The organism is Massilia sp. CMS3.1 (genome assembly GCF_051262535.1).
Classification (GTDB): Bacteria; Pseudomonadota; Gammaproteobacteria; order Burkholderiales; family Burkholderiaceae_D; genus Telluria.
Genome location: NZ_JBIMES010000014.1, coordinates 96,097 through 116,863 on the forward strand (window position 1 = coordinate 96,097; position 20,767 = coordinate 116,863).

General features: G+C 62.6%; 19 protein-coding genes. 12 read left to right on the plus strand and 7 right to left on the minus strand.

The features are described 5' to 3' along the window. Window positions 1-274: 274 nt before the first annotated feature. Window positions 275-1,135: a hypothetical protein gene (locus ACHAC9_RS20030; RefSeq protein WP_435762633.1), complete on the minus strand. Its 861-nt coding sequence runs from the start codon at window positions 1,133-1,135 to the stop codon at window positions 275-277. Between the two features lie 354 nt (window positions 1,136-1,489). On the opposite strand from ACHAC9_RS20030, the gene ACHAC9_RS20035 reads away from it, so the two are divergent. The 5 genes from ACHAC9_RS20035 (at window position 1,490) to ACHAC9_RS20055 (ending at window position 5,215) form a co-directional block, all read left to right on the plus strand. Continuing rightward, window positions 1,490-1,780, plus strand: coding sequence for a KGG domain-containing protein (locus tag ACHAC9_RS20035; protein ID WP_435762635.1), 291 nt, complete (start codon window positions 1,490-1,492; stop codon window positions 1,778-1,780). Window positions 1,781-1,980: 200 nt separating this feature from the next. Beyond that, complete coding sequence (locus ACHAC9_RS20040) at window positions 1,981-2,352, plus strand: hypothetical protein (RefSeq protein ID WP_435762637.1); 372 nt, start codon at window positions 1,981-1,983, stop codon at window positions 2,350-2,352. 104 nt (window positions 2,353-2,456) lie between these two features. Then, window positions 2,457-3,578 (plus strand): M14 family metallopeptidase, encoded by a 1,122-nt coding sequence (locus ACHAC9_RS20045; protein ID WP_435762639.1) that lies wholly within the window; start codon window positions 2,457-2,459, stop codon window positions 3,576-3,578. Window positions 3,579-3,593: 15 nt separating this feature from the next. Continuing rightward, a complete protein-coding gene (locus ACHAC9_RS20050; RefSeq protein ID WP_435762641.1) occupies window positions 3,594-4,070 on the plus strand; it encodes a CYTH domain-containing protein in 477 nt (158 codons plus the stop codon). Beyond that, window positions 4,067-5,215, plus strand: a complete 1,149-nt coding sequence (locus ACHAC9_RS20055; protein ID WP_435762643.1) for a serine hydrolase domain-containing protein — start codon at window positions 4,067-4,069, stop codon at window positions 5,213-5,215. The genes ACHAC9_RS20050 and ACHAC9_RS20055 overlap by 4 nt, the downstream gene beginning before the upstream one ends. Window positions 5,216-5,291: 76 nt before the next feature. On the opposite strand, the gene ACHAC9_RS20060 is transcribed toward ACHAC9_RS20055, so the two are convergent. Further along, the gene (locus tag ACHAC9_RS20060) at window positions 5,292-6,554 is read right to left on the minus strand and encodes a DUF2863 family protein (protein WP_435762646.1); all 1,263 of its coding nucleotides are present in this window, start codon (window positions 6,552-6,554) and stop codon (window positions 5,292-5,294) included. 306 nt (window positions 6,555-6,860) lie between these two features. Between ACHAC9_RS20060 and ACHAC9_RS20065 the strand changes: the two genes are divergently transcribed. Both ACHAC9_RS20065 and ACHAC9_RS20070 read left to right on the plus strand, forming a co-directional pair. Then, window positions 6,861-9,194, plus strand: coding sequence for a TonB-dependent receptor (locus ACHAC9_RS20065; protein WP_435762648.1), 2,334 nt, complete (start codon window positions 6,861-6,863; stop codon window positions 9,192-9,194). A gap of 108 nt (window positions 9,195-9,302) precedes the next feature. Beyond that, window positions 9,303-9,983, plus strand: a complete 681-nt coding sequence (locus ACHAC9_RS20070; protein ID WP_435762650.1) for a Fe2+-dependent dioxygenase — start codon at window positions 9,303-9,305, stop codon at window positions 9,981-9,983. A 34-nt stretch (window positions 9,984-10,017) separates the two neighbouring features. Here the strand turns inward: ACHAC9_RS20070 and ACHAC9_RS20075 are convergent, their stop codons facing one another. From ACHAC9_RS20075 to ACHAC9_RS20095, 5 genes are all read right to left on the minus strand, one after another. Then, complete coding sequence (locus ACHAC9_RS20075; RefSeq protein ID WP_435762651.1) at window positions 10,018-10,524, minus strand: hypothetical protein; 507 nt, start codon at window positions 10,522-10,524, stop codon at window positions 10,018-10,020. 189 nt (window positions 10,525-10,713) lie between these two features. Beyond that, the gene (gene acnA / locus ACHAC9_RS20080; RefSeq protein WP_435762652.1) at window positions 10,714-13,422 is read right to left on the minus strand and encodes an aconitate hydratase AcnA; all 2,709 of its coding nucleotides are present in this window, start codon (window positions 13,420-13,422) and stop codon (window positions 10,714-10,716) included. 70 nt (window positions 13,423-13,492) lie between these two features. Then, window positions 13,493-14,023, minus strand: a complete 531-nt coding sequence (locus ACHAC9_RS20085; RefSeq protein WP_435762654.1) for a hypothetical protein — start codon at window positions 14,021-14,023, stop codon at window positions 13,493-13,495. Beyond that, a complete protein-coding gene (locus ACHAC9_RS20090) occupies window positions 14,023-15,012 on the minus strand; it encodes an HpcH/HpaI aldolase/citrate lyase family protein (protein WP_435762656.1) in 990 nt (329 codons plus the stop codon). The genes ACHAC9_RS20085 and ACHAC9_RS20090 overlap by 1 nt, the downstream gene beginning before the upstream one ends. Window positions 15,013-15,109: 97 nt before the next feature. Further along, the gene (locus tag ACHAC9_RS20095; protein ID WP_435762658.1) at window positions 15,110-16,099 is read right to left on the minus strand and encodes a malate dehydrogenase; all 990 of its coding nucleotides are present in this window, start codon (window positions 16,097-16,099) and stop codon (window positions 15,110-15,112) included. Window positions 16,100-16,359: 260 nt separating this feature from the next. Here ACHAC9_RS20095 and ACHAC9_RS20100 point away from each other — a divergent pair, with 260 nt between their 5' ends. The 5 genes from ACHAC9_RS20100 (at window position 16,360) to ACHAC9_RS20120 (ending at window position 20,698) form a co-directional block, all read left to right on the plus strand. Continuing rightward, a complete protein-coding gene (locus ACHAC9_RS20100; RefSeq protein ID WP_435762660.1) occupies window positions 16,360-17,127 on the plus strand; it encodes a GntR family transcriptional regulator in 768 nt (255 codons plus the stop codon). A 214-nt stretch (window positions 17,128-17,341) separates the two neighbouring features. Beyond that, window positions 17,342-17,767 carry a succinate dehydrogenase, cytochrome b556 subunit gene (sdhC, locus tag ACHAC9_RS20105; RefSeq protein ID WP_435762663.1) on the plus strand — a complete coding sequence of 142 codons (426 nt, stop codon included), beginning with the start codon at window positions 17,342-17,344 and terminating at the stop codon, window positions 17,765-17,767. 2 nt (window positions 17,768-17,769) lie between these two features. After that, complete coding sequence (sdhD, locus tag ACHAC9_RS20110) at window positions 17,770-18,138, plus strand: succinate dehydrogenase, hydrophobic membrane anchor protein (RefSeq protein ID WP_435762666.1); 369 nt, start codon at window positions 17,770-17,772, stop codon at window positions 18,136-18,138. A gap of 2 nt (window positions 18,139-18,140) precedes the next feature. Further along, complete coding sequence (sdhA, locus tag ACHAC9_RS20115) at window positions 18,141-19,922, plus strand: succinate dehydrogenase flavoprotein subunit (protein WP_435762668.1); 1,782 nt, start codon at window positions 18,141-18,143, stop codon at window positions 19,920-19,922. Window positions 19,923-19,987: 65 nt separating this feature from the next. Continuing rightward, window positions 19,988-20,698: a succinate dehydrogenase iron-sulfur subunit gene (locus ACHAC9_RS20120; protein ID WP_435762670.1), complete on the plus strand. Its 711-nt coding sequence runs from the start codon at window positions 19,988-19,990 to the stop codon at window positions 20,696-20,698. The last annotated feature ends 69 nt before the right edge of the window (window positions 20,699-20,767 follow it).

The window sequence follows — 20,767 nt, forward strand, 5'->3', positions numbered from 1 at the left end:
AGTGGTTCGAGTGCGCGACGAACGGCTGAGTTCCTGCCCGATTGGGTGTGCTGAATCTGGATCAAGTGGCGACGTCGTCTGGTCCACAATCAGGCACGCACCGTGCATAAATATTGCCCAGCATGCGAAGGATTGGTCCTACAGCGGACGCGGGCGGCGGAAGTACGCTGCGTAATGCATGGACGAAAAAAAGCCCGCGCAAGGCGGGCATGGATTCACCGCGGCAGCGTTCACACGCTACCGAGGCCGGCTCAGCTAACGCAGATACATCCGATCATCCGCGCGAAAATCCGGTGTCATCGTCCATCTTGCGGTCGCCCGCCAGTTTGTTGGCGCCGGCCGGGCTCTTCGGATAGCCGCCTGCGGCATCGTTCGATTCGTGCACCCGGTCCGGGTCCTGCTGCATGCTGCCGCCTGGTTTCCAGCCCGGATTGTCGCTCGTCGGACCCGAGTTGCCCGGGCTGCGCGGCAGGCCGCCGGTGGTGTCGTTCGACTGGTGCAGCCCGGCATCGCCTTCGGTCCCCGTTTCGAGGCCCCCTTCACCGGTTTGCGAGCCGGCGCGGTCGGTGCTGGCCGCTGCGCTACCAGCCGGATTGCTCTGCGAACGCCCTGTGGACTCCCCGCCCTGACCCGACTGCATCGATTGCCCCACGCCGTGATGAAGGCCGAGCGAGCCGCCCTGCAGCTCGGGCTGGCGTGGATCCTGCGGATTCATGCGCTGGGCAGCCTGCGTGTTGCCGGCATGTTGAAGCAGGTCGGTGCCGCTGTCGGCCGCGCGATGGCCCACTGGCTGTTCGAGCTGGCCATAGGCGCTTGAGCGCTGTTCCATCTGGCGCTGGTGGCTGTCGGTGATGCCCTGTTGCGGACCGCTGCCGCCACTCTGCTGGGTTTGCATGGAACCACCCGGCAGATCCCAGCGGCTGCTGTCTTCGGCAAATGGGCCTGGGCCCATGCCGCTTTGCTGGGTGCCCATCTGGTCGATGCCCTGGCGGCCCTGCTGTTGCGAGGCGCCTTGCGGATAGGTATGGTCGAGCGGCGCGTCCGGGGCGGTCTTGCCCTTGGCATTCTCGTTCCACTTTTCGTTGGCGCCGTTATTCGTCTGGTTGTTCATTTCAGTGCGTTGATTCGCGTCCATATCATTTCCTTTCAAAAACGTTTTTTTGCTGGCGATACTGTACCGACATCTGCCTGTCGACGCCGCCTGATCTTGCCATCATGCGCGTCCTCGCGTAGATTCAGTATAGGAAGACGCAGCGGTAGTGTGTAGGACAACAACTGACGGGAATAGTGATCAGAAGCACCCTATTGCGTAAGTGCATTTTCTGTCGCCTGTAGTCCTACAAAGTCATCTGAAAATGTCCTATACCCTCATCTAATTAGCATGCCTACTATGAATTCGACGTTCGCTCATCGGCGTTACACCGATGGGGGAGGGCCGAGCCTGCCGCAGGACGCGGCGGTTTTATCAGTGAACAGGGAGAACACGATCATGGCTTCGAGTAACCAGGGTAACAAACAGGGCGGTAACCAGTCCAACAGCCAGAGCGCCGGCGGCACCCGCAATCGCGGTTTCGCATCGATGGATCCGCAGCGTCAGCGAGAAATCGCCAGCCAGGGTGGCAAGGCAGCTCACCAGAAAGGTACCGCGCACGAATTCACCTCCGAGGAAGCGCGCCGCGCCGGCAGCATGAGCCACGGCAACCGTCAATCGGCGAGCGCCGGTTCGGGCAGCTCCTCGCGCACGTCCGCCAAGAGCGGTGGTCGCAGCTCGAAAGAGTAAGACCTGGCGCTGCGCCCGGCCGCCGTCGTGCAGGCGGCACGGGCCGTAACGACGAACATGTACGGGGAGCGCGCTGCTCCCCGTTTTCTTTCCATGCCTACACTACACGCCGATGGGATGCGGTAGAATCGCTGCGCCTTTTTAAACAATTCCTGAGGAACATCGTGGTCAAAGAAGCGGTCATTCGTCAAGTAAAGTGCATGTCCATGTCGTGCGATCGCGTCGGCAATTCGCTGCTAGCCAAGTTTTCCACGGAGGGCGCAAGCGATGTCTGCCTGCATATCCCGGCGACCATCGTGTTCTGGTTATTGAAGCATATGCCGGTCAACCAGGATCCGAACCTGCAGCCACCCGCGGCGCCGGCGCCGCAGCTTACCCAGCAGGACTGGGAGAATCCGGCGAACCCGCGCGCGCTGACGCTGAGCTGCCGCGAACTGCCGGGCAAGCTGCGCATGGCGTTCAACCTCGACCGGACGCCGAACCTGGTGTTGCTCCTCGACCGCAGCAACGTCGAGCTGATGCGCCAGATCATGGTCGTCTACAGCAGCGAGCTGATCGATCTGGACGCATAACAAGCGTCTCTTTTTGCCGGTGCCGCGCTTGCCCGTGCAGGAAGCAAGCGTGGCAAATCCGGTATCATGCTTCACTTCGTGAACAGTCCAACAAAGGATCAGCCATGCCTATCAAAATCAGCCAGCATTTCGATTCGGGCGCCATTGAAGTGGTGCAAGCGGACAGCGCGAAACAGATCGACCTGAACCTGCGCCGCGACAGCAACGCGGACATTCACCAATGGTTCCACTTCCGCCTGCAAGGCGCGCGCGGCCAGGCCTGCACTATCCGTTTCGGCAATGCCGGCCAGGCAACGTATCCGAAGGGCTTTGAGGGCTACCAGGTTGCGGCAAGCTACGATACCGAGAACTGGTTCCGCGTGCCGACCAGCTTCGACGGCAAGATCATGACGGTCACGCACACGCCCGAGCTCGACAGCGTCTACTACGCCTATTTCGAACCCTACACCTGGGAGCGCCACCTGCGCCTGCTGGGCGAAGTGGCCGAGAATCCGATGGCGCGCGTGCATGACATCGGCACCACGATAGACGGGCGCGACATGAACCTGGTAGTCATCGGCGACCCGGCAGCCGAGAAAAAGATCTGGGTCATCGCGCGCCAGCACCCGGGCGAGACGATGGCCGAATGGTATGTCGAAGGCATGATGGATGCGCTGCTCGACGACGCCAATCCGGTCGCCCGCAAACTCCTGCAGCGCGCCGTGTTCTACATTGTGCCGAACATGAACCCGGACGGCTCTGTGCGTGGCAACCTGCGCACCAATGCGGCCGGCGCCAACCTGAACCGCGAATGGATGACGCCGACGCTGGAACGCAGCCCCGAAGTACTGTGCGTGAAGAACAAGATTCACGAGACCGGCGTCGACATGTTCTTCGATATTCATGGCGATGAGGCATTGCCGTACAACTTCGTGGCGGGCAACGAGATGCTGGCCGATTTCACGCCCGAGCGCAAAGCACGCCAGGACGCCTTCGTGGCCCAGTACATGGCGGCCAGCCCCGACTTCCAGAACGTCTACGGTTACGCCGCCAGCAAGTACAACGAGGAATTGCTGACGCTGGCCTCGAAGTACATCGGCCACACCTTCAAATGCCTGTCGCTGACACTGGAAATGCCGTTCAAGGACAACGCCGACCTGCCCAACAGCCATACCGGCTGGAACGGCGCGCGCAGCGCGGCCCTGGGCGCGGCGATCCTTCAGCCAATTTTGCAGTCGCTGGACTGACGGTGGGGAACTGAGGTGGGTGTCGAGATCGAACGCAAATTCTTGCTAAGTGGCGACGCCTGGCGTGGGCTGGGTACGCCAAGCCTGCTGCGCCAGGGCTACCTCAGCGCAGACCCGGCGCGCGTGGTGCGCGTGCGCATCCAGGGCGAGTCGGCTTTTCTCACGATCAAAGGCAAGAGCCAGGGCGCAAAGCGTGGCGAGTGGGAGTATCCGATTCCCTTGCCTGAGGCGGCCGAGCTGCTCGATACGCTGTGCCAGCCGCCCCTGATCGAGAAATATCGCCGATGCATCCGGATCGGCGCCCATGTCTGGGAAGTCGACGAATTCCTGGGCGCGAATGCCGGCCTGGTCGTGGCCGAGATCGAACTGGCCAGCGAAGACGAAGCTTTCGAGAAGCCCGACTGGATCGGCGTGGAAGTCACGCACGACGCCCGCTATTTCAATTCGAACCTGATTCGCCACCCGTATTCCTTCTGGAAGGATCCAGCATGACCAGCATGGCCCGGCGCAGCGCGCTCTTTTTCAGCCTCACCACGCTGCTGGCGAGTGCCGGCGTCAGCGCCGCGCAACCGGCTGCGTATTTTCCGCGAGCCGGCGAGTGGACACGCAAGGCGCCCGCCGAGCTGGGCATGGATGCGGCGGCGCTGGCTGCCGCCGTTCAATATGCGCAGAGCCAAGAAACCAATCGCGCCGTCGATTTTTCCGATCAGGATGCCACCTTCGGTTCACGCCTGGGTTCGATGCCGACACGCCGCGCCCGGACCAATGGCGTGGTCATCTACAAGGGCTATGTGGTGGCCGAGTTCGGCGACACGGCCTTTGTCGATCCGACCTATTCTGTGGCGAAAAGCATGTTGGCGACAGTGGCCGGCGTGGCCCAGCGCGACGGGCGCATCGGCAAGCTCGACGAGCCGGTCGGCAAGCGCGTGAACGACGGCGGTTACGCGTCGTCGCGCAACGCGCTCGTTACCTGGCGCCAGCACCTGCAGCAGGAAACCGAGTGGGAAGGCAGCCTGTGGGGCAAGAATGCCGACTTCATCGGAAAGGAACAATTCGGCGCCGGCGAACGCAAGCCGCGCGGCCTCGGCGCGCCGGGCAGCCATTACGAATACAACGACGTGCGCATCAACCGCTTCGCGCTCTCCTTGCTGCGCGTGTTCGAGAAGCCGGTGCCGGAAGTATTCCAGGAGCAAGTGATGGATGTCATCGGCGCCTCGAACACTTGGAAATGGGTCCCCTACAACAACAGCTATGTCGAGCTGAACGGCAAGCAGGCGCCATCGGTCAGCGGCGGGACGCGCTGGGGCGGCGGCATGTGGATCAATTCCTGGGACATGGCACGCTTCGGCTACCTGTGGCTGCGCGGCGGCGCCTGGAACGGCCGCCAGGTGGTCCCAAGCGGCTTCGTCAAACAAGCCTTGACGCCGAGCGCGCACGGTCCTGACTACGGTTATCTCTGGTGGCTCAACACCCAGGGCAAGAATCTGCCGGGCATGCCGGCGAACGCCTTCGCCGCGCTCGGCGCGGGCAGCAATACGATCCTGGTGTCGCCCGACCACGACCTGGTGATCGTCTGGCGCTGGCACGGCGGCAATGTCGCCGAGTTCGGCAAGCGCGTGATCGGCGCGATTCGCTGACCGATCATTCAGAAACAAACATCATGAAAAACGGCGCTCATTAGCGCCGTTTTTTTCATGCGTCGGATGTAAGCGCTCAGTGGAAGTGCTCGGACCCCGCCGGCGTGTCTTCCGGCATTTCCGCATGCACCAATTCGCCGGTTGGATCGGCGAACAGCGGGGCGCCGCAGTCGTCGCAATACTCGGCGACGTACAGCTCGTTGATGCGTTTGATGTGGGTGACGCCTGCTTCGTTCAGGTGGGCGATGATCTCGTTGATCGGCGTCAGCGGTAAAGGCAGCAGGCCGCCCGCGCCAGGGCCGTCCATCGGTGTGCCTTCCTCGTCTTCCTGGCCGTAAAGCGGCCAGACGATGCCGTACACGATTTCGGCGCTCTGGCGCAGGGTGAAGCCGACGCGATACTCGTCGATCTGGCCATCGGCCGCTTCCTCGCCGAAGCCGGCGATCACGGCGCGCAGGTCGGACGCTTCCAGATCCAGGGTATTGGTCAGGTAGTTCACTGCGGCGCGGATCGACACCGGGCGGATCGCCTTGTCGGCTTCGCGGCAGGCCACGTAATACGCTTCCGGCAGCAGCAGTTCAACGCCGCACCCCGGCAGCAGGCGCGCGATATTCGCGGTGGCCTGCTCGCGCCAGGCGCCCAAGGCATGGTTGCGCTCCGCTTCGAAATTGATCTGGTGCTGGGGCTCCTGCCAGCGGAATAAGGGCGCGCCGACCGGGGCGATGATGGTGACCAGTAAATAACGGGTGTCGGCCAGGAAGGGCGCCGTTTCCTGAACCCGCACGGCCGGCTTGACGTTCGTGCCCTTGTGCGCGGCTTGCGCCAGCTTGTGGGTCAGCCCATAGGTTTCGGCGTGGGTGCGTGGCAACTGGTCGATCGCATACAGGGTCGGCGCCATGGCCATCTCCGTGCCCTCGGCCAGCAAGTGAGCGGAGAAATGCGCGGACAGGGTAGTGACCAATTCGGCGGGAATCGGGCCCGAGCCGATCGAAAAACGCGTCCACCCCAGAATGGGCGCGGCAACCAGCAAGGCTTGCCAGGTGACTTCGGCGCCGTCGTTGGCTTGCTCGACCATCGTCGACGATTCGCTGACGGCCTCGACGCCATCCATCAGCACATCGTAGGCGGCCAGGTCGTCCTTGAACAGGGCGTTGAGCGCGGCGTCGATGCTTTCCTGGTGATTGGTCTTGAGCAGTTTCTGCAGCTGCGCATCCAGTTGCCGCTCCCAGGTGCGTTCCTCGACGCGACTGGCAGACTGCACGATGGCTTGGGCAATGCTGGCGAGACGCTGGCTTTCTGCGGAAAGTTTATTGGATGAATCTTTGGAAGGACGACGCATAGCGCTGAAGAGTCTCTTGTAAATAGGTGAGGATCAAAGTCCGAGGGGTCATGATAAACCCTTATCCCCCGTATTGTAGTTGATTCGGCCACACGCCACGAATACAAGGGCAGGGCGGACGCCCCTGTTCGCTGTGGTGCCAAGCGGACGCGCACGCGGCACGCGGCAGGACAAGGTCAGTTGATCCCATCAATACTTGCCAAACGCCTCAATAGAAATCATAATGCGAATCGTTCTCATTACTTCTCCGATTTAGCCAGGCCCTATACCGGGCGGCCGGACAGGCAAACACTTTTAGCGACGACCATGACCACGACAGCAAGCCCAGCAGTCCCGAGCGCCACCTCCTTCATCCGCAGCCGCAAGCATGCGCGCGCCGCCGCGCCCTGCCTGACCGGTTCAGCGTTCGCGGTACTGGCCACGCTGGTCTCGCCCATGGCCCATGCCGACGCTGCCAACAAGGACATCGACCCGACCATTCCGACAGTCGAAGTCACGGGCACTTCGCGCCGCGACGTCCAGGCGCCGGTGGCTTCGAGCTCGGACAAGTTCACCGCGCCGCTGCTGGACACGCCGAAGGCGGTCACCGTCATCCCCCAGGAAGTGCTGTCGCAAACGGCGGCCGTGTCGCTGTCGGACGCACTGCGTTCGGTGCCGGGCATCACCATCGGTGCGGGTGAGGGTGGTAATCCGGTCGGGGACAACGTGTTTATTCGCGGCTACAACGCCCAGACCGACACCTATGTCGACGGCATTCGCGATTCCGGCTCGCAGTCGCGCGAAATCTTCAACCTCGAGCAGATCGAAGTGGTGAAGGGTCCGAACTCGGCCTACGGCGGGCGCTCGTCGGCCGGCGGCGGCATCAACCTGATCAGCAAATCGGCCCAGCTGGAGAACTTCAGCAACGCCAGCGTTGGTCTGGGCACCGACAAGTACCGCCGCGTCACCGGCGACCTGAACCGCACGCTGGGCGACAGCGCCGCCTTCCGCCTGAACGTGATGGCGCATGAAGCGAACACCGCAGGGCGCGACATCGTTGGCGGCGACCGCTGGGGCATCGCGCCGACCGTCACCTTCGGCATGAGCGGTCCAACCAAAGCCATCCTCAGCTACTACCACATGGAGTCGAGCGAGATCCCGGACACCGGCATCCCCTTCAACAACCCGTTCACGACCGGCCCCAACGTTGCGCGCAACGGCAACGGCACCCCGATCAAGGTCGACCGCGAGACCTTCTACGGCCTGGTGAACCGCGACTTCCGCGACACCGACACCGACATCGGCACGATCGACCTGCGCCACGAATTCGGCAACAACCTGGTGCTGCGCAACGTTACCCGCTACGGCAAGTCGAAGAACGACTTCGTCTGGACCCAGCCCGACGATTCGAAAGGCAACGCGGTCCTGTACGACACCGTCTGGCGCCGTGCCAACACCCGCGTCACCGACACGGAAACGATGGCCAATGCCACCAGCTTGAGCGGCAAGCTCACCACCGGCACCATCAAGCACAGCTACAACGTCGGCGTGGAAATCAGCCGCGAGTCCACCGAGCGCAGCGCTTACCTGTTCACGCCGGGCACCAACAACCCGCTGACCGGCAGCTTCACCTGCCCGACGTCGGGCGCGGCCACGCTGTACAACTGCGCACCGTTGAATAACCCGAACCCCTACGATCCCTGGGTCTATACGCGCAGCGTGTCGCCGGCCCTGACGAACGTCAAGACCAACACCCGCGCCGTCTACGGCTTCGACACCATCGAATTCAATCCGCAATGGATGCTGAACCTGGGCGTTCGCTGGGATGAGTTCAAGACCGCGCTCGATACGATGGCATCAAGCACCACGGCCGCGACGCGCGCCCGGGTGGACAGCAGCTTCAGCACCTACCAGGCTGGGTTGGTGTATAAACCAAGCGCGAACGGCAGTATCTACGTCTCCTACGCCACCTCGGCCACGCCGCCGGGCAACGACGGCGGCGACGGCTTCGATGCCTTGACGGTCGCCGTACAAAACCTGCAGCCGCAGGAAAGCAGGAACTTCGAGCTCGGCACCAAATGGGAAGTGCTGAACAGCCGCCTGTCGCTGAACGCGGCCCTGTTCCAGAGCGAGATGAAGAATGCCCGCGTCACCGCGCCGGACGGCACCACCCAGAACGTCGGCCGCAAGGAACTCAAGGGCCTGGAACTGGGCTTCTCGGGCAAGCTGACCAACGCATGGCAAGTATTCGGCGGCTATACCTTCCTGGACGCGATCGTGGAAGACAATGGCTTCCTCAACGTCGGCACGGCGACCGCACCAAGGTACACGCCGTCCCCGTTCAACGGCAACGTGTTCCCGACCACGCCCAAGCACAGCGCCTCGCTCTGGACTTCGTACGCATTCAACAAAGCCTTCAGCGCCGGCCTCGGCATGAACTATGTCGACCAAGTCTACGCCAACGTCAACAACAACAAGTACGCGCCGAGCTACACCCGGTTCGATGCGATGGCCAGCTACACGCTGAATAAAAACGTGTCGTTCCAGCTGAACATCCAGAACCTGGGAGACAAGCTGTATTTCGACCGTGTCTCGTCGCCGCACTACGCGGGCGTCGGTCCGGGCCGTTCGGCGAGCCTGACTGCCAACCTGAAGTTTTAACGAACGCAGCCCGGTTCTTGCCGGGTGGTGTTCCATGATCCTGTTTTACCCGGCCCTCCTTGCTTCATGCGTGGAGGGTCGTGTTGTTTTTGGAAAGGAAATCACGCCATGATGCTCCACATCCCGGGTGTACTGAGCGGCGAACAGGTCGCGCAGATGCGCACGCGCCTGCGCGATACCGACTGGATCGACGGCCGCGCGAGCGTCGGCCCCCAGGGCGCGCAAGTAAAACGCAACCGCCAGCTGGCGGAAGGCTCGCCGCTCGCCATCGAGCTCGGCCAGATCGTCAGTGCGGCCTTGATGGCGCACCCGCTGTTCTTCTCGAGTGTGCTGCCGCTGCGCATCCTGTCGCCCTACTTCAACAGCTATGGCGGCGGCGAGCACTACGGGCTGCATGTGGATGGTGCGATCCGCGCCCAGCGGCCCGGCTTGCCGGCGATTCGCGCCGACGTCTCGACCACGGTGTTCCTGAGCGAGCCTGATGAATACGAAGGCGGCGAGCTGGTCGTGGTCGACGCCTACGGTACGCATGAAGTCAAACTGCCGGCGGGCGACGCCATCGTCTACTCGTCAGGCAGCGTGCACCAGGTGCTGCCGGTATCGACAGGCGAGCGCATCGCCTCCTTCCTGTGGACCCAGAGCATGGTGCGCGAGGCCAGCCAACGCGCCATGCTGTTCGAATTGGACACCAACATCCAGAAGCTGCGCGCGGCGCATGGGGAGTCCGAGGCGACGGTCGGGTTGACGGGCCATTATCACAACCTGCTGAGGATGTGGGCCGAGGTGTGATGCCCGGCGCTGATCGCGCAGGTGCGCGCTTTTCTCAGCGGCGCAGCATGAGCGCCCGTGAATACACGAAACGCACCCCGTAGTAGATCGCCGCGCCAAGCGTGGCGAAGATGCAGGCCGCGATGAGGGGCAGCACGGCGCCAAAGGTCCAGGTCATGCCGATCACGAAGCCGAGCACGCAGGCAGCGCGGTGAATCGGATAGAACAGCGCCAGGACGAAGAGGGCCTGCACCATGGTTTCGGTACCGGTAGTTTGCCCCGCCGTGAACAGCAGCGAGAGCAGGGCGCCGAACACCAGCGCGCCTGCGAATGCGGCGAGATCCCCATGTGCGCCAGTCGGGTCGGCCTTGCGGCGCCGCTCGATGCGCCCGAGCAGGTACCAAGCCAGTACGGGCAGCGTCAGCAAGCCCCACCAATTGGAGATCAGGGGCATCGCCGGATCGGCCAGCACATGGTGCGCCGGCACGCCGCCGTTCAAGTGCTGCCAGCCCAGCAGCAGCGCCATGACGACGGCGATTGCAACAGTTGCTTTCGTACGCATCCGGACACCCCCTGGTTTTGTTTGTCGTCCATTCTCTCAGCTATTGATTAAATTTCAAGCAAAATCGGGTATGCATGTCCGGGGCATGTTCATCGTCATTCATGAAAGGTCAATAAAAAGGGCTGGAACCCGTCAAGGTTCCAGCCCTTTTGCTTGCCTCGAGCCCGCACCGAAGCGGGCCTGGAGCAATTAGGCAGCGAGCAGCTGGCGCAGCACGAACGGCAGGATGCCGCCATGCTTGTAGTAGTCGACTTCGATCGGGGTATCGATACGCAGCAGGACCATCACTTCCTGGGTGTCGCCGTTTTCACGGTGGATCACCAGGGTGGCCAGCTGTTGCGGCTTGATCTCGCCTTCCAGGCCCTTCAGGTCGAAGGTCTCGCGGCCGGTGATGCCCAGCGTTTCGACGCTGTCGGTGCCGATGAACTGCAGCGGCAGCACGCCCATGCCGACCAGGTTCGAGCGGTGGATGCGCTCGTACGAGCGAACGACCACGGCCTTCACGCCCAGCAGCTGGGTGCCCTTGGCTGCCCAGTCGCGCGACGAGCCGGTGCCGTACTCTTCGCCGCCGAAGACCATCGTCGGGGTGCCTGCCGCCACATACTGCATGGCCGCGTCGTAGATCGACATCTGTTCGCCGCTCGGCTGGTGCAGCGTGATGCCGCCTTCGACTGCCGAACCGTCGGCCTTGGCCGGGATCATCTTGTTCTTGATGCGCACGTTCGCAAACGTACCGCGCATCATGATCTCGTGGTTGCCGCGGCGCGAGCCGTAGGAGTTGAAGTCGGCTTTCAGCACGCCGTGATCCTTCAGCCACTTGCCCGCAGGGCCGTCTTCCTTGATCGAACCGGCCGGGGAGATGTGGTCGGTGGTGATCGAGTCGCCGAACACGCCAAGTGCGCGCGCACCCGTGATGCCGGTGGCGGCCGCCTTCGGGGTCATCTCGAAGTCGGCGAAGAACGGTGGTTCCGCGATGTAGGTCGACTCAGGCCAGTTGTAGACTTGGCCTTCGGTCGACGATACGCGCTCCCACAGTTCGCCCGGGTTGCCCTTGACGTCCGCGTAGTTCTTCTTGAACACTTCCGAGTTCATCGCGAACTTCATCAGCGCGCCGATTTCCTGCGAAGTTGGCCAGATGTCGCCCAGGTAGACGTCGACACCGTTGGTGTCGCGGCCGACCGGTTCGGTCATCAGGTCGCGCGTCATGTTGCCGGCGATCGCGTAAGCGACGACCAGCGGAGGCGAGGCCAGGAAGTTCGAACGGATGTTCGGGTGAATGCGTGCTTCGAAGTTACGGTTGCCCGACAGGACGGCCGAGGCGACGATATCGTTCTGGACGATCGCGGCGTTCAGTTCCGGAGTCAGGTCGCCGGCGTTGCCGATGCAGGTCGTGCAGCCATAGGCGGTCACGCCGAAGCCCAGCTTTTCCAGGTAAGGCAGCAGGCCGGCGGCGGTCAGGTACTCGGTGACGACGCGCGAGCCTGGGGCCAGCGAGGACTTGATGTGCGGCGCCACGGTCAGGCCGCGCTCGACGGCTTTCTTGGCCAGGAGGCCCGCGGCCAGCAGCACGCTCGGGTTCGAGGTGTTGGTGCACGAGGTGATGGCGGCGATCAGGATGTCGCCGTTCTTCACGCGCACGCCGTTGGTCGTCTCGTAGACCTTGTGCAGGTCGTCGGCGGCCTTGTTGAAGCCGTTTTCGGTGGTCGGCTTGCTGAACAACTCCGTGAAGTTGTTCTTCACGTTGCCCAGTTCGATACGGTCCTGTGGACGCTTTGGGCCAGCCAGCGACGGGGTCACGGTCGACAGGTTCAGTTCCACCACGCGGGTGTAGTCGATGTCGCCGGCCTTTGGAATGCCGTACAGGCCCTGGGCCTGGAAGTAGTTCTGGAAGGCGGTGATTTCTTCTTCGGTGCGGCCGGTGCCGCGGAAGTAGTCGACGGTTGCGTCGTCGACCGGGAAGAAGCCCATGGTCGCGCCGTATTCCGGTGCCATGTTGGCGATCGTTGCGCGGTCGGTGGTCGACAGCGAACGGGTGCCTTCGCCGAAGAACTCGACGAACTTGCCGACGACTTTCTCGCGACGCAGCAGTTCGGTGATGGTCAGCACCAGGTCGGTCGCGGTGCAGCCTTCGCGCAGCGAACCGGTGAGGTTGACGCCGATAACGTCCGGGGTCAGGAAATAGACCGGCTGGCCCAGCATGCCGGCTTCGGCTTCGATGCCGCCCACGCCCCAGCCGACGACGCCAACGCCGTTGATCATGGTGGTGTGCGAGTCGGTGCCGACCAGGGTGTCAGGGTAGTAGGTGTCGCCCTGGCGCATCACGCCGCGTGCCAGGTATTCCAGGTTGACCTGGTGAACGATGCCGAAGCCCGGAGGCACGACGCCGAAGGTGTCGAAGGCTTGCATGCCCCACTTCATGAACTGGTAGCGCTCGTTATTGCGCTGGAATTCCAGTTTCATGTTCAGGTCGAGCGCGCCCGGCTCGCGGAAGTGGTCGATCGTGACCGAGTGGTCGACCACCAGGTCGACCGGCACCAGCGGCTCGATCTTCTTCGGATCGGCGCCGTACCTGGCGGCGACGTTGCGCATCGCGGCCAGGTCGGCCAGCAGCGGCACGCCGGTGAAGTCCTGCAGCACGACGCGGGCAACGACGAAAGGAATCTCGTCGGTGCGCTCGGCGGTCGCGCTCCAGTTCGCCACTTGGCGGACGTGTTCTTCGGTGACCTTCTTGCCGTCGCAGTTACGCAGCACGGATTCGAGGACGATACGGATCGACACCGGCAGGCGCGACAGGTTCACGCCCAGGCTTTCGCCCAGCGCCGGCAGCGAATGGAACTGGCCGGACTGGCCCGCTGCAAGCGGGAAGTCCTTCAGCGTGTTCAGGGTGTTGCGAGACATAAGCTCTCCTTCAGTGGGGTTTCTTGTAATTGCTTCAATATGGTGCTGACGCTCGGTAACTGAATGAGCGTCAGCTTGTCTTTTCTTCCGGAGCGGCCGCGACGACCGGCGTGGCCTGGTCGGCACTCTTGCATTCGTTGGCCAGCTGGCGGTTCAGGCGCGAGTCGAGCAGGATGCCCTTCGACGGGATGCCGATCCAGATCAGGCGGAAATTGGTGTTCTCGAAACGCAGCGCGCCAGTGGTCGTGCCGACCCGGTCCAGGCGATGCAGGCGCTTTTTCCAACGCAGCGCGATGTGCGCGTCGTCCTTGTCGTTGCTGTAGATCGTGACCTTGTTATTCAGTTCGCACGTGTACTCGGTCACCCTGGTGTCGGTGACGTCCGGCTCGGCTTCCTCGGCCGGGGTCCAGTCGTCCTCGGCGGCCGCTGCGGCCGCTTTCTTCGACTTCGACTTCGACGGCGTTGCTTTCTTCGCCTTCAGGACGTCGGCGGCTTTCGGGTGGTTCTTTTCCGGCGCGGCAGAGGCGGGTGCGGCGCACAGGCCGAGGGCCGCGAACGCGAATGCGCCGGCGGCGAGGAGGTATTTGGGGGAGGTGGCCATTAGTTCGATTCCGTTTGGTTGACGATTGCCGCCGCGGAGTCGGGCAGCGCCAGGCCGGCCAGCTTCGCGCGCTGCAAAACGGTCCAATAATATCGGTAGCTGGCGCGGTCGTGCAAGCGCCCATGTTGAGCGATCGGCCCCCAGTTCGCCGCCATCGCCTCCTGCAAAATGTTGGTGGCTTCGTTTACTTCCGACAAGCGGGGCGTAAACGCCTTGACGATGGGTTTGATCTGGTCCGGATGGATGCTCCACATGCGCGTGAAACCGAATTCGCCGCCGGCGCGTTGTGCATCGTTTGCCACAATCGCACTGTCTTTGATCTCGGTCGTCACATTATGCGAGGCGACCTTGCCGTGCGCATGACATGCCGCAACCATCTCCAGCTTGGCGCGGACAACTAATGGGTGCGAAAACTGTCCCGGGGTGCGCATCGCGGCTGCCGGAATGGCACCGAAGTGCGAGGACACGAAATCCATGATGCCGAAGGACAGGCACTCGACCTGGGGCAGGGCGGCAATCTCGTAAGCGTCGTGCAAGGCGCCGTGGGTTTCGATCAGCACGTGCACCGGCAAGGCCACGCGCCCGTTCGGGACCGCCACGCGGTTGATCATCTCCAATGCGCGCCGCACGTCCTCGATGCCGTTCGGCTTGGGCAGCACGACATAGGCGAGGCGGGCGGCGGCAGCGCCGACGATGGTCACGACGTCCTGCACGAAGTGCGCGCTGTCGATGTCGTGCAGGCGCACGCCGATGCGCTTGAAGCGGTTCTCTTCGCTGTTCACCAGCGTTGCCACGAGCTGCGCGTGCGCGGCCTCGGTGCCGGCGGGGGCGCCGTCTTCGCAGTCGAAGGTGATGTCGAAGACGGGGCCAAGCTCTTGTTGCAGGGCCATCGACTTGCGCATCAGCTTCTCGGAGCCGGCGTAGTGATCGCAGGCGGGAAGCAGGAGCGGCTGGCGTTTGCCCTGGAATAAAACCTCGGAAGGATGCATGGTTGGTTCAGTAGTAGAAACAGCGGTGCCGCCTTGGAAGGCGGCACAGAATCAGCGGACGGGCAAGCCGTGCCGGCCCGTCTGCTGTAAGGACAACTTAGGCCAGCAGGTGCGCCACGCCTTCACGCTCTTCGGTCAGTTCCTTGAGCGTCAGGTTGATGCGCTCTTGCGAGAATGCGTCGATTTCCAGGCCCTGGACGATCTTGTACTCGCCGTTTTCAACGGTGACAGGGAAGCCGAACATGGTCTCGGCAGGGATGCCGTACGAACCATCCGACGGGATGCCCATCGTGGTCCACTTGCCGCCCGTGCCGGCATGCCAGTCGTGCATGTGGTCGATCGCAGCATTGGCAGCCGAGGCCGCCGACGACAGGCCGCGCGCTTCGATGATCGCAGCGCCGCGCTTGCCGACGGTCGGCAGGAAGGTGTCGCGGTTCCATGCGTCGTCGTTGATCATGTCCTTCACCGAAGCGCCGTCGATGGTGGCGAAGCGGTAGTCGGCGTACATGGTCGGCGAGTGGTTGCCCCACACGGCCAGCTTCTCGATCGAGGCGACCGGTTTGCCGGTCTTGGCAGCCACTTGCGACAGGGCGCGGTTGTGGTCCAGGCGCAGCATGGCGGTGAAGTTCTTGGCCGGCAGGTTCGGAGCGGACTTCATCGCGATGTAGGCGTTGGTGTTGGCAGGGTTGCCGACCACCAGCACCTTGACGTTGCGCGAAGCGACGGCGTCGAGCGCCTTGCCCTGCACGGTGAAGATCTGGGCGTTCGCTTCCAGCAGGTCCTTGCGTTCCATGCCAGGGCCGCGTGGACGTGCGCCGACGAGCAGGGCGAAATCGACATCCTTGAAGGCGGTCATCGGGTCCGAATGCGCGGTCATGCCGGCCAGCAGCGGGAAGGCGCAGTCGTCGATTTCCATCATGACGCCCTTCAGGGCTTTCTGTGCTTTTTCGTTGTCGATCTCGAGCAGCTGCAGGATGACCGGCTGGTCTTTGCCCAGCATGTCGCCGTTAGCGATACGGAACAACAGCGAATAGCCGATCTGGCCGGCAGCGCCGGTAACGGCAACGCGCATTGGGGTTTTAGCCATGATGAATCTCCAAAAGTGGGAATGAAAACGGTCGAAGCCGAGGATACGCCTGTTCGAGAAAACTGCAATGATACCAAAACCGGCCCCTCTTCTTGCGGGTGTCCGGCGTGGTGCGCGCGGCAGGTGCGGACGCCCGATCGACCGCGAGTGTAGTCCTCGGTTGTTCTCCCGTCAATCCATATCATATGTCTTATATAAGACACATATGTTGCCAGGTGTTCACTGGACGGGGGAGGGCATTTGTGGTGAAATCGTGGTCTATGAATTCCGTCCCGACCCCCCCTGTCGGCGAAGGCCAGGGCAGCAATGCCTCGCCATCGTTCCGCCCGCTGTATCAGCAAATCAAGGCGCTGATCACGCACAGTCTGCAATCCGGAGAATGGAAGCCGGGCGAACTGATGCCGAGCGAAGTCGAACTCGCCGCCCGCTTCAAGGTCAGCCAGGGAACCGTTCGCAAGGCCATCGACGAGCTGGCCGCCGAGAACCTGGTGCTGCGGCGGCAGGGCAAGGGCACCTTTGTTGCCACGCACCACGAAGAGCGCGCGCATTTCCGTTTCCTGAAGCTGATGCCCGACGAGGGCGTTCCCCACCATCCCGATAACCGCATCATCGAAGTCAAGCGCATCCGTGCGCCGGCCGAGGTGACGCGCCTGCTCGAGCTGAAGTCGGGCGACGCGGTCGTGTATATCAAGCGGGTGATGTCCTTCGACGGCGCGCCGACGATCCTCGAGGAGCTGTGGCTGCCGGGGCAGGTGTTCAAGGGCCTGACGGCCGAACGCCTGGTCGAGTACAAGGGTCCAATGTATGGCCTGTTCGAGTCCGAGTTCGGCACGCGGATGATCCGCGCGACCGAGAAGATTCGCGCTGTGGGGGCCGATGCGGTGGCGGCGCAGTACCTGGGTGTGGCCGAGGGAACGCCCTTGCTGGTGGCGGACCGGGTCTCGTTCACCTACGGCGACCGCCCGGTCGAGTTGCGGCGCGGCTTGTATTTGACGGCGCAGCACCATTATCAGAACGACTTGTCGTAAAACGCGGTCGCCGTCGCGGGTGCGGCGCCGCAACGGCGGTGGCCCTGCAGGTTTGCCGTTATGCGTTTAAAATATGTTGTTACTGAGAAAGCGCCGAACAAAACCCGGTTCCGCGTTTGTCCCGCCAATATTCCGCACACGGATCTTGGTGCGCCGCAAAAAATCGGCGAAAATTAAGGGTTAATCACATTTTGTCAGTTAAGGGAGGTGTTGTATGTCCGAAGCCGTGAGAGAGGCCACAAAAAAAGGACGGCCGGAGTTCCGTAATATCCACATTACGGATATCACGACGAAGTACAAGATGCCGCCGTCGGCGATCGTCTCGATCCTGCACCGCGTGACCGGTTTCGGGATGTTCCTGCTGTTGCCGTTCATGCTCTACCTGCTGCAGGAAAGCCTGCGCTCGGAGATCTCGTACGCCCACTTCGCGGGCATGGTCGACAACATCTTCACCAAGATCATCCTGCTGGGCCTGTCGTGGGCGTATGCGCACCACTTCATCGCCGGCATCCGTCACCTGTTCATGGATAACCACTTCGCCCTGGACAAGGACGCCGCCCAGAAGACCGCACGCTGGGTGCTGGTCGCCAGCCTGGTCCTGACCGCCGTCGTCGGACTGAAACTGTTTGGAGTATTCTAAAAATGGCAAGCAAGAATAACATCGGCCAGAACCGTCTCGTCGTCGGCGCCCACTACGGCGTGCGTGACTGGCTGGCGCAGCGCGTCACCGCGATCGTGATGGTGGTCTACACCCTGATCCTGCTGGGCACCTTCCTGACCGCACAGAATTTCACCTACGAAGGCTGGGCGTCGCTGTTCTCGCGCCAGTGGTTCAAGCTCTTTTCCCTCGTCACCTTCTTCGGCCTGTACTACCACGTCTGGGTCGGCATGCGTGACATCTGGATGGACTACGTCAAAAATGTCGGCGTCAAGCTGACCTTGCAGATCGCTACGGTGCTCTGGCTGCTCGCCTGCGCCGCCTGGACTGTGCAAATTCTCTGGAGTGTGTAATCGTGGCAGCAATTAAAACTGCAATCCCTACCCGCCGTTTCGACGCGGTCATCGTCGGCGCCGGCGGTTCCGGCATGCGCGCCTCGCTGCAGCTGGCTGAAGCCGGCCTGAACGTGGCCGTGCTGTCGAAAGTTTTCCCGACCCGCTCGCACACCGTGGCGGCGCAGGGCGGCATCGGTGCTTCGCTCGGCAACATGAGCGAAGACGACTGGTACTGGCACATGTTCGACACCGTCAAGGGTGGCGACTACCTGGGCGACCAGGATGCGATCGAATTCATGTGCCGTGAAGCGCCGAAAGTCGTCTACGAGCTCGAACACTTCGGCATGCCCTTCGACCGCAATCCCGACGGCACGATTTACCAGCGTCCGTTCGGCGGCCACACCGCCAACTTCGGCGAGAAGCCGGTTCAGCGCGCTTGCGCCGCTGCCGACCGTACCGGCCACGCGCTGCTGCACACGCTGTACCAGCGTAACGTCCGTGCGCGTACCCACTTCTTTGTCGAGTGGATGGCCCTGGACGTGATCCGCGATGCGGACGGCGATGTCGTCGGCGTGGTGGCCCTGGAGATGGAAACCGGCGACGTCATGATCCTGGAAGCGAAGACCACCATCTTCGCCACGGGCGGTGCCGGCCGTATCTTCGCCGCATCGACCAACGCCTTCATCAACACCGGCGACGGCATGGGCATGGCGGCACGTGCCGGCCTGCCGCTGCAGGACATGGAATTCTGGCAGTTCCACCCGACCGGCGTGTCCGGCGCGGGCGTCCTGATCACGGAAGGTGTCCGCGGCGAGGGCGGTATCCTGATCAACTCGAACGGCGAACGCTTCATGGAGCGCTATGCGCCGACCCTGAAGGACCTGGCGCCGCGCGACTTCGTCTCGCGTTCGATGGACCAGGAAATCAAGGAAGGCCGTGGCTGCGGTCCGAACAAGGACCACGTGCTGCTGGACCTGCGCCACATCGGCGCCGACACGATCAAGAAGCGCCTGCCTTCGATCCTGGAAATCGGCCACAAGTTCGCCAACGTCGATGCGACCAAGGAACCGATCCCGGTCGTGCCGACGATTCACTACCAGATGGGCGGCATCCCGACCAACATCCATGGCCAGGTCGTCACCCCCGACATCAAGAACGGCGGCCAGAAAGTGGTGGGCGGCCTGTACGCGATCGGCGAATGCGCCTGCGTCTCGGTCCACGGCGCGAACCGCCTGGGTACCAACTCGCTGCTCGACCTGATCGTGTTCGGCCGCGCCGCCGGCAACCACGTGGTCGCTTCGAACCTGAAGCAGAAGTCGATCAAGCCGATGCCGGCCGACGCCTCCGATTTCGCCCTGGATCGCCTGAACCGCCTCGAGACCTCGACCGGCTCGGAAAAAGTGCAGGGCGTTGCCAACGACATCCGCGCCACGATGCAGAAGTACTGCGGCGTGTTCCGTACCGATGCGCTGCTCACGCAGGGCGTCAAGGAAATCATGGTGCTCGATGAACGCCGCAAGCACGTGTCGTACAAGGACAAGTCGAAGGTGTTCAATACCGCGCGCGTCGAAGCGCTCGAACTGGACAACCTGATCGAAACCGCGAAGGCAACCATCGTCTCGGCGCAAGCACGTAAAGAGTCGCGCGGCGCCCACGCGCACAGCGACTTCGAAGCGCGCGACGACGCCAACTGGATGAAGCACACCCTGTTCTACTCAGAGAACAACCGCCTCGAGTACAAGGAAGTGATCCAGAAGCCGTTGACCGTCGAGACCTTCAAGCCGAAGGCCCGTACTTTCTAAGAACGTTTTTTGTGGCCGGAAGTGGGAATTGACCCATGCTCCGGCCGTGATGAGATAGGTAAAACATGGCACGCACAGTCCAACTGAAGATTTACCGCTACGATCCGGACAAGGATTCGAAGCCTTACATGCAAGACGTCACGGTCGAACTGCAAGACACCGACAAGATGCTGCTCGACGCGCTGCAGCGCATCAAGTCGGACGTCGACGATTCGCTGGCCCTGCGCCGCTCGTGCCGCGAAGGCGTCTGCGGTTCGGACGCGATGAACATCAACGGCAAGAACGGTCTGGCCTGCACGACCAACCTGAACGAGCTGACCCAGCCGATCGTGCTGCGTCCGCTGCCGGGTTTGCCGGTCGTGCGCGACCTGATCGTCGACATGACCCAGTTCTTCAAGCAGTACAACTCGGTCAAGCCCTATCTGATCAACGAGTCGATCCGCCCTGAAAAAGAGCGCCTGCAGTCGCCGGAAGAGCGCGAAGAGCTCGACGGCCTGTACGAGTGCATCCTGTGCGCCTGCTGCTCGACCTCGTGCCCGTCGTTCTGGTGGAATCCGGACAAGTTCGTCGGTCCTGCCGGCCTGCTGCAGGCTTACCGTTTCATCGCCGACTCGCGCGACGAAGCGACCAACGAGCGCCTGGACAACCTGGAAGACCCGTACCGCCTGTTCCGCTGCCACTCGATCATGAATTGCACGGACGTCTGCCCGAAGGGTCTGAATCCGAACAAGGCGATTGGCAAGATCAAGGAATTGCTGGTTCGCCGGGCGATTTAAGGCCGTTGTTGTTCTCGGCCGGCGCAGTTACACCGGCCGTGTTACCGCGTGAGCTCTTGAGCCCACGCG

Coding starts and splice junctions, on each gene's coding strand:
- ACHAC9_RS20100 (WP_435762660.1), top strand. CDS start 16,360: ATGAATTCCGTCCCGACCCCCCCTGTCGGCGAAGGCCAGGGCAGCAAT.
- ACHAC9_RS20095 (WP_435762658.1), bottom strand. CDS start 16,099: ATGGCTAAAACCCCAATGCGCGTTGCCGTTACCGGCGCTGCCGGCCAG.
- ACHAC9_RS20085 (WP_435762654.1), bottom strand. CDS start 14,023: ATGGCCACCTCCCCCAAATACCTCCTCGCCGCCGGCGCATTCGCGTTC.
- ACHAC9_RS20120 (WP_435762670.1), top strand. CDS start 19,988: ATGGCACGCACAGTCCAACTGAAGATTTACCGCTACGATCCGGACAAG.
- ACHAC9_RS20055 (WP_435762643.1), top strand. CDS start 4,067: ATGACCAGCATGGCCCGGCGCAGCGCGCTCTTTTTCAGCCTCACCACG.
- ACHAC9_RS20035 (WP_435762635.1), top strand. CDS start 1,490: ATGGCTTCGAGTAACCAGGGTAACAAACAGGGCGGTAACCAGTCCAAC.
- ACHAC9_RS20070 (WP_435762650.1), top strand. CDS start 9,303: ATGATGCTCCACATCCCGGGTGTACTGAGCGGCGAACAGGTCGCGCAG.
- ACHAC9_RS20075 (WP_435762651.1), bottom strand. CDS start 10,524: ATGCGTACGAAAGCAACTGTTGCAATCGCCGTCGTCATGGCGCTGCTG.
- ACHAC9_RS20030 (WP_435762633.1), bottom strand. CDS start 1,135: ATGGACGCGAATCAACGCACTGAAATGAACAACCAGACGAATAACGGC.
- ACHAC9_RS20065 (WP_435762648.1), top strand. CDS start 6,861: ATGACCACGACAGCAAGCCCAGCAGTCCCGAGCGCCACCTCCTTCATC.
- ACHAC9_RS20060 (WP_435762646.1), bottom strand. CDS start 6,554: ATGCGTCGTCCTTCCAAAGATTCATCCAATAAACTTTCCGCAGAAAGC.
- ACHAC9_RS20090 (WP_435762656.1), bottom strand. CDS start 15,012: ATGCATCCTTCCGAGGTTTTATTCCAGGGCAAACGCCAGCCGCTCCTG.
- ACHAC9_RS20040 (WP_435762637.1), top strand. CDS start 1,981: ATGTCCATGTCGTGCGATCGCGTCGGCAATTCGCTGCTAGCCAAGTTT.
- acnA (WP_435762652.1), bottom strand. CDS start 13,422: ATGTCTCGCAACACCCTGAACACGCTGAAGGACTTCCCGCTTGCAGCG.
- sdhC (WP_435762663.1), top strand. CDS start 17,342: ATGTCCGAAGCCGTGAGAGAGGCCACAAAAAAAGGACGGCCGGAGTTC.
- ACHAC9_RS20045 (WP_435762639.1), top strand. CDS start 2,457: ATGCCTATCAAAATCAGCCAGCATTTCGATTCGGGCGCCATTGAAGTG.
- sdhD (WP_435762666.1), top strand. CDS start 17,770: ATGGCAAGCAAGAATAACATCGGCCAGAACCGTCTCGTCGTCGGCGCC.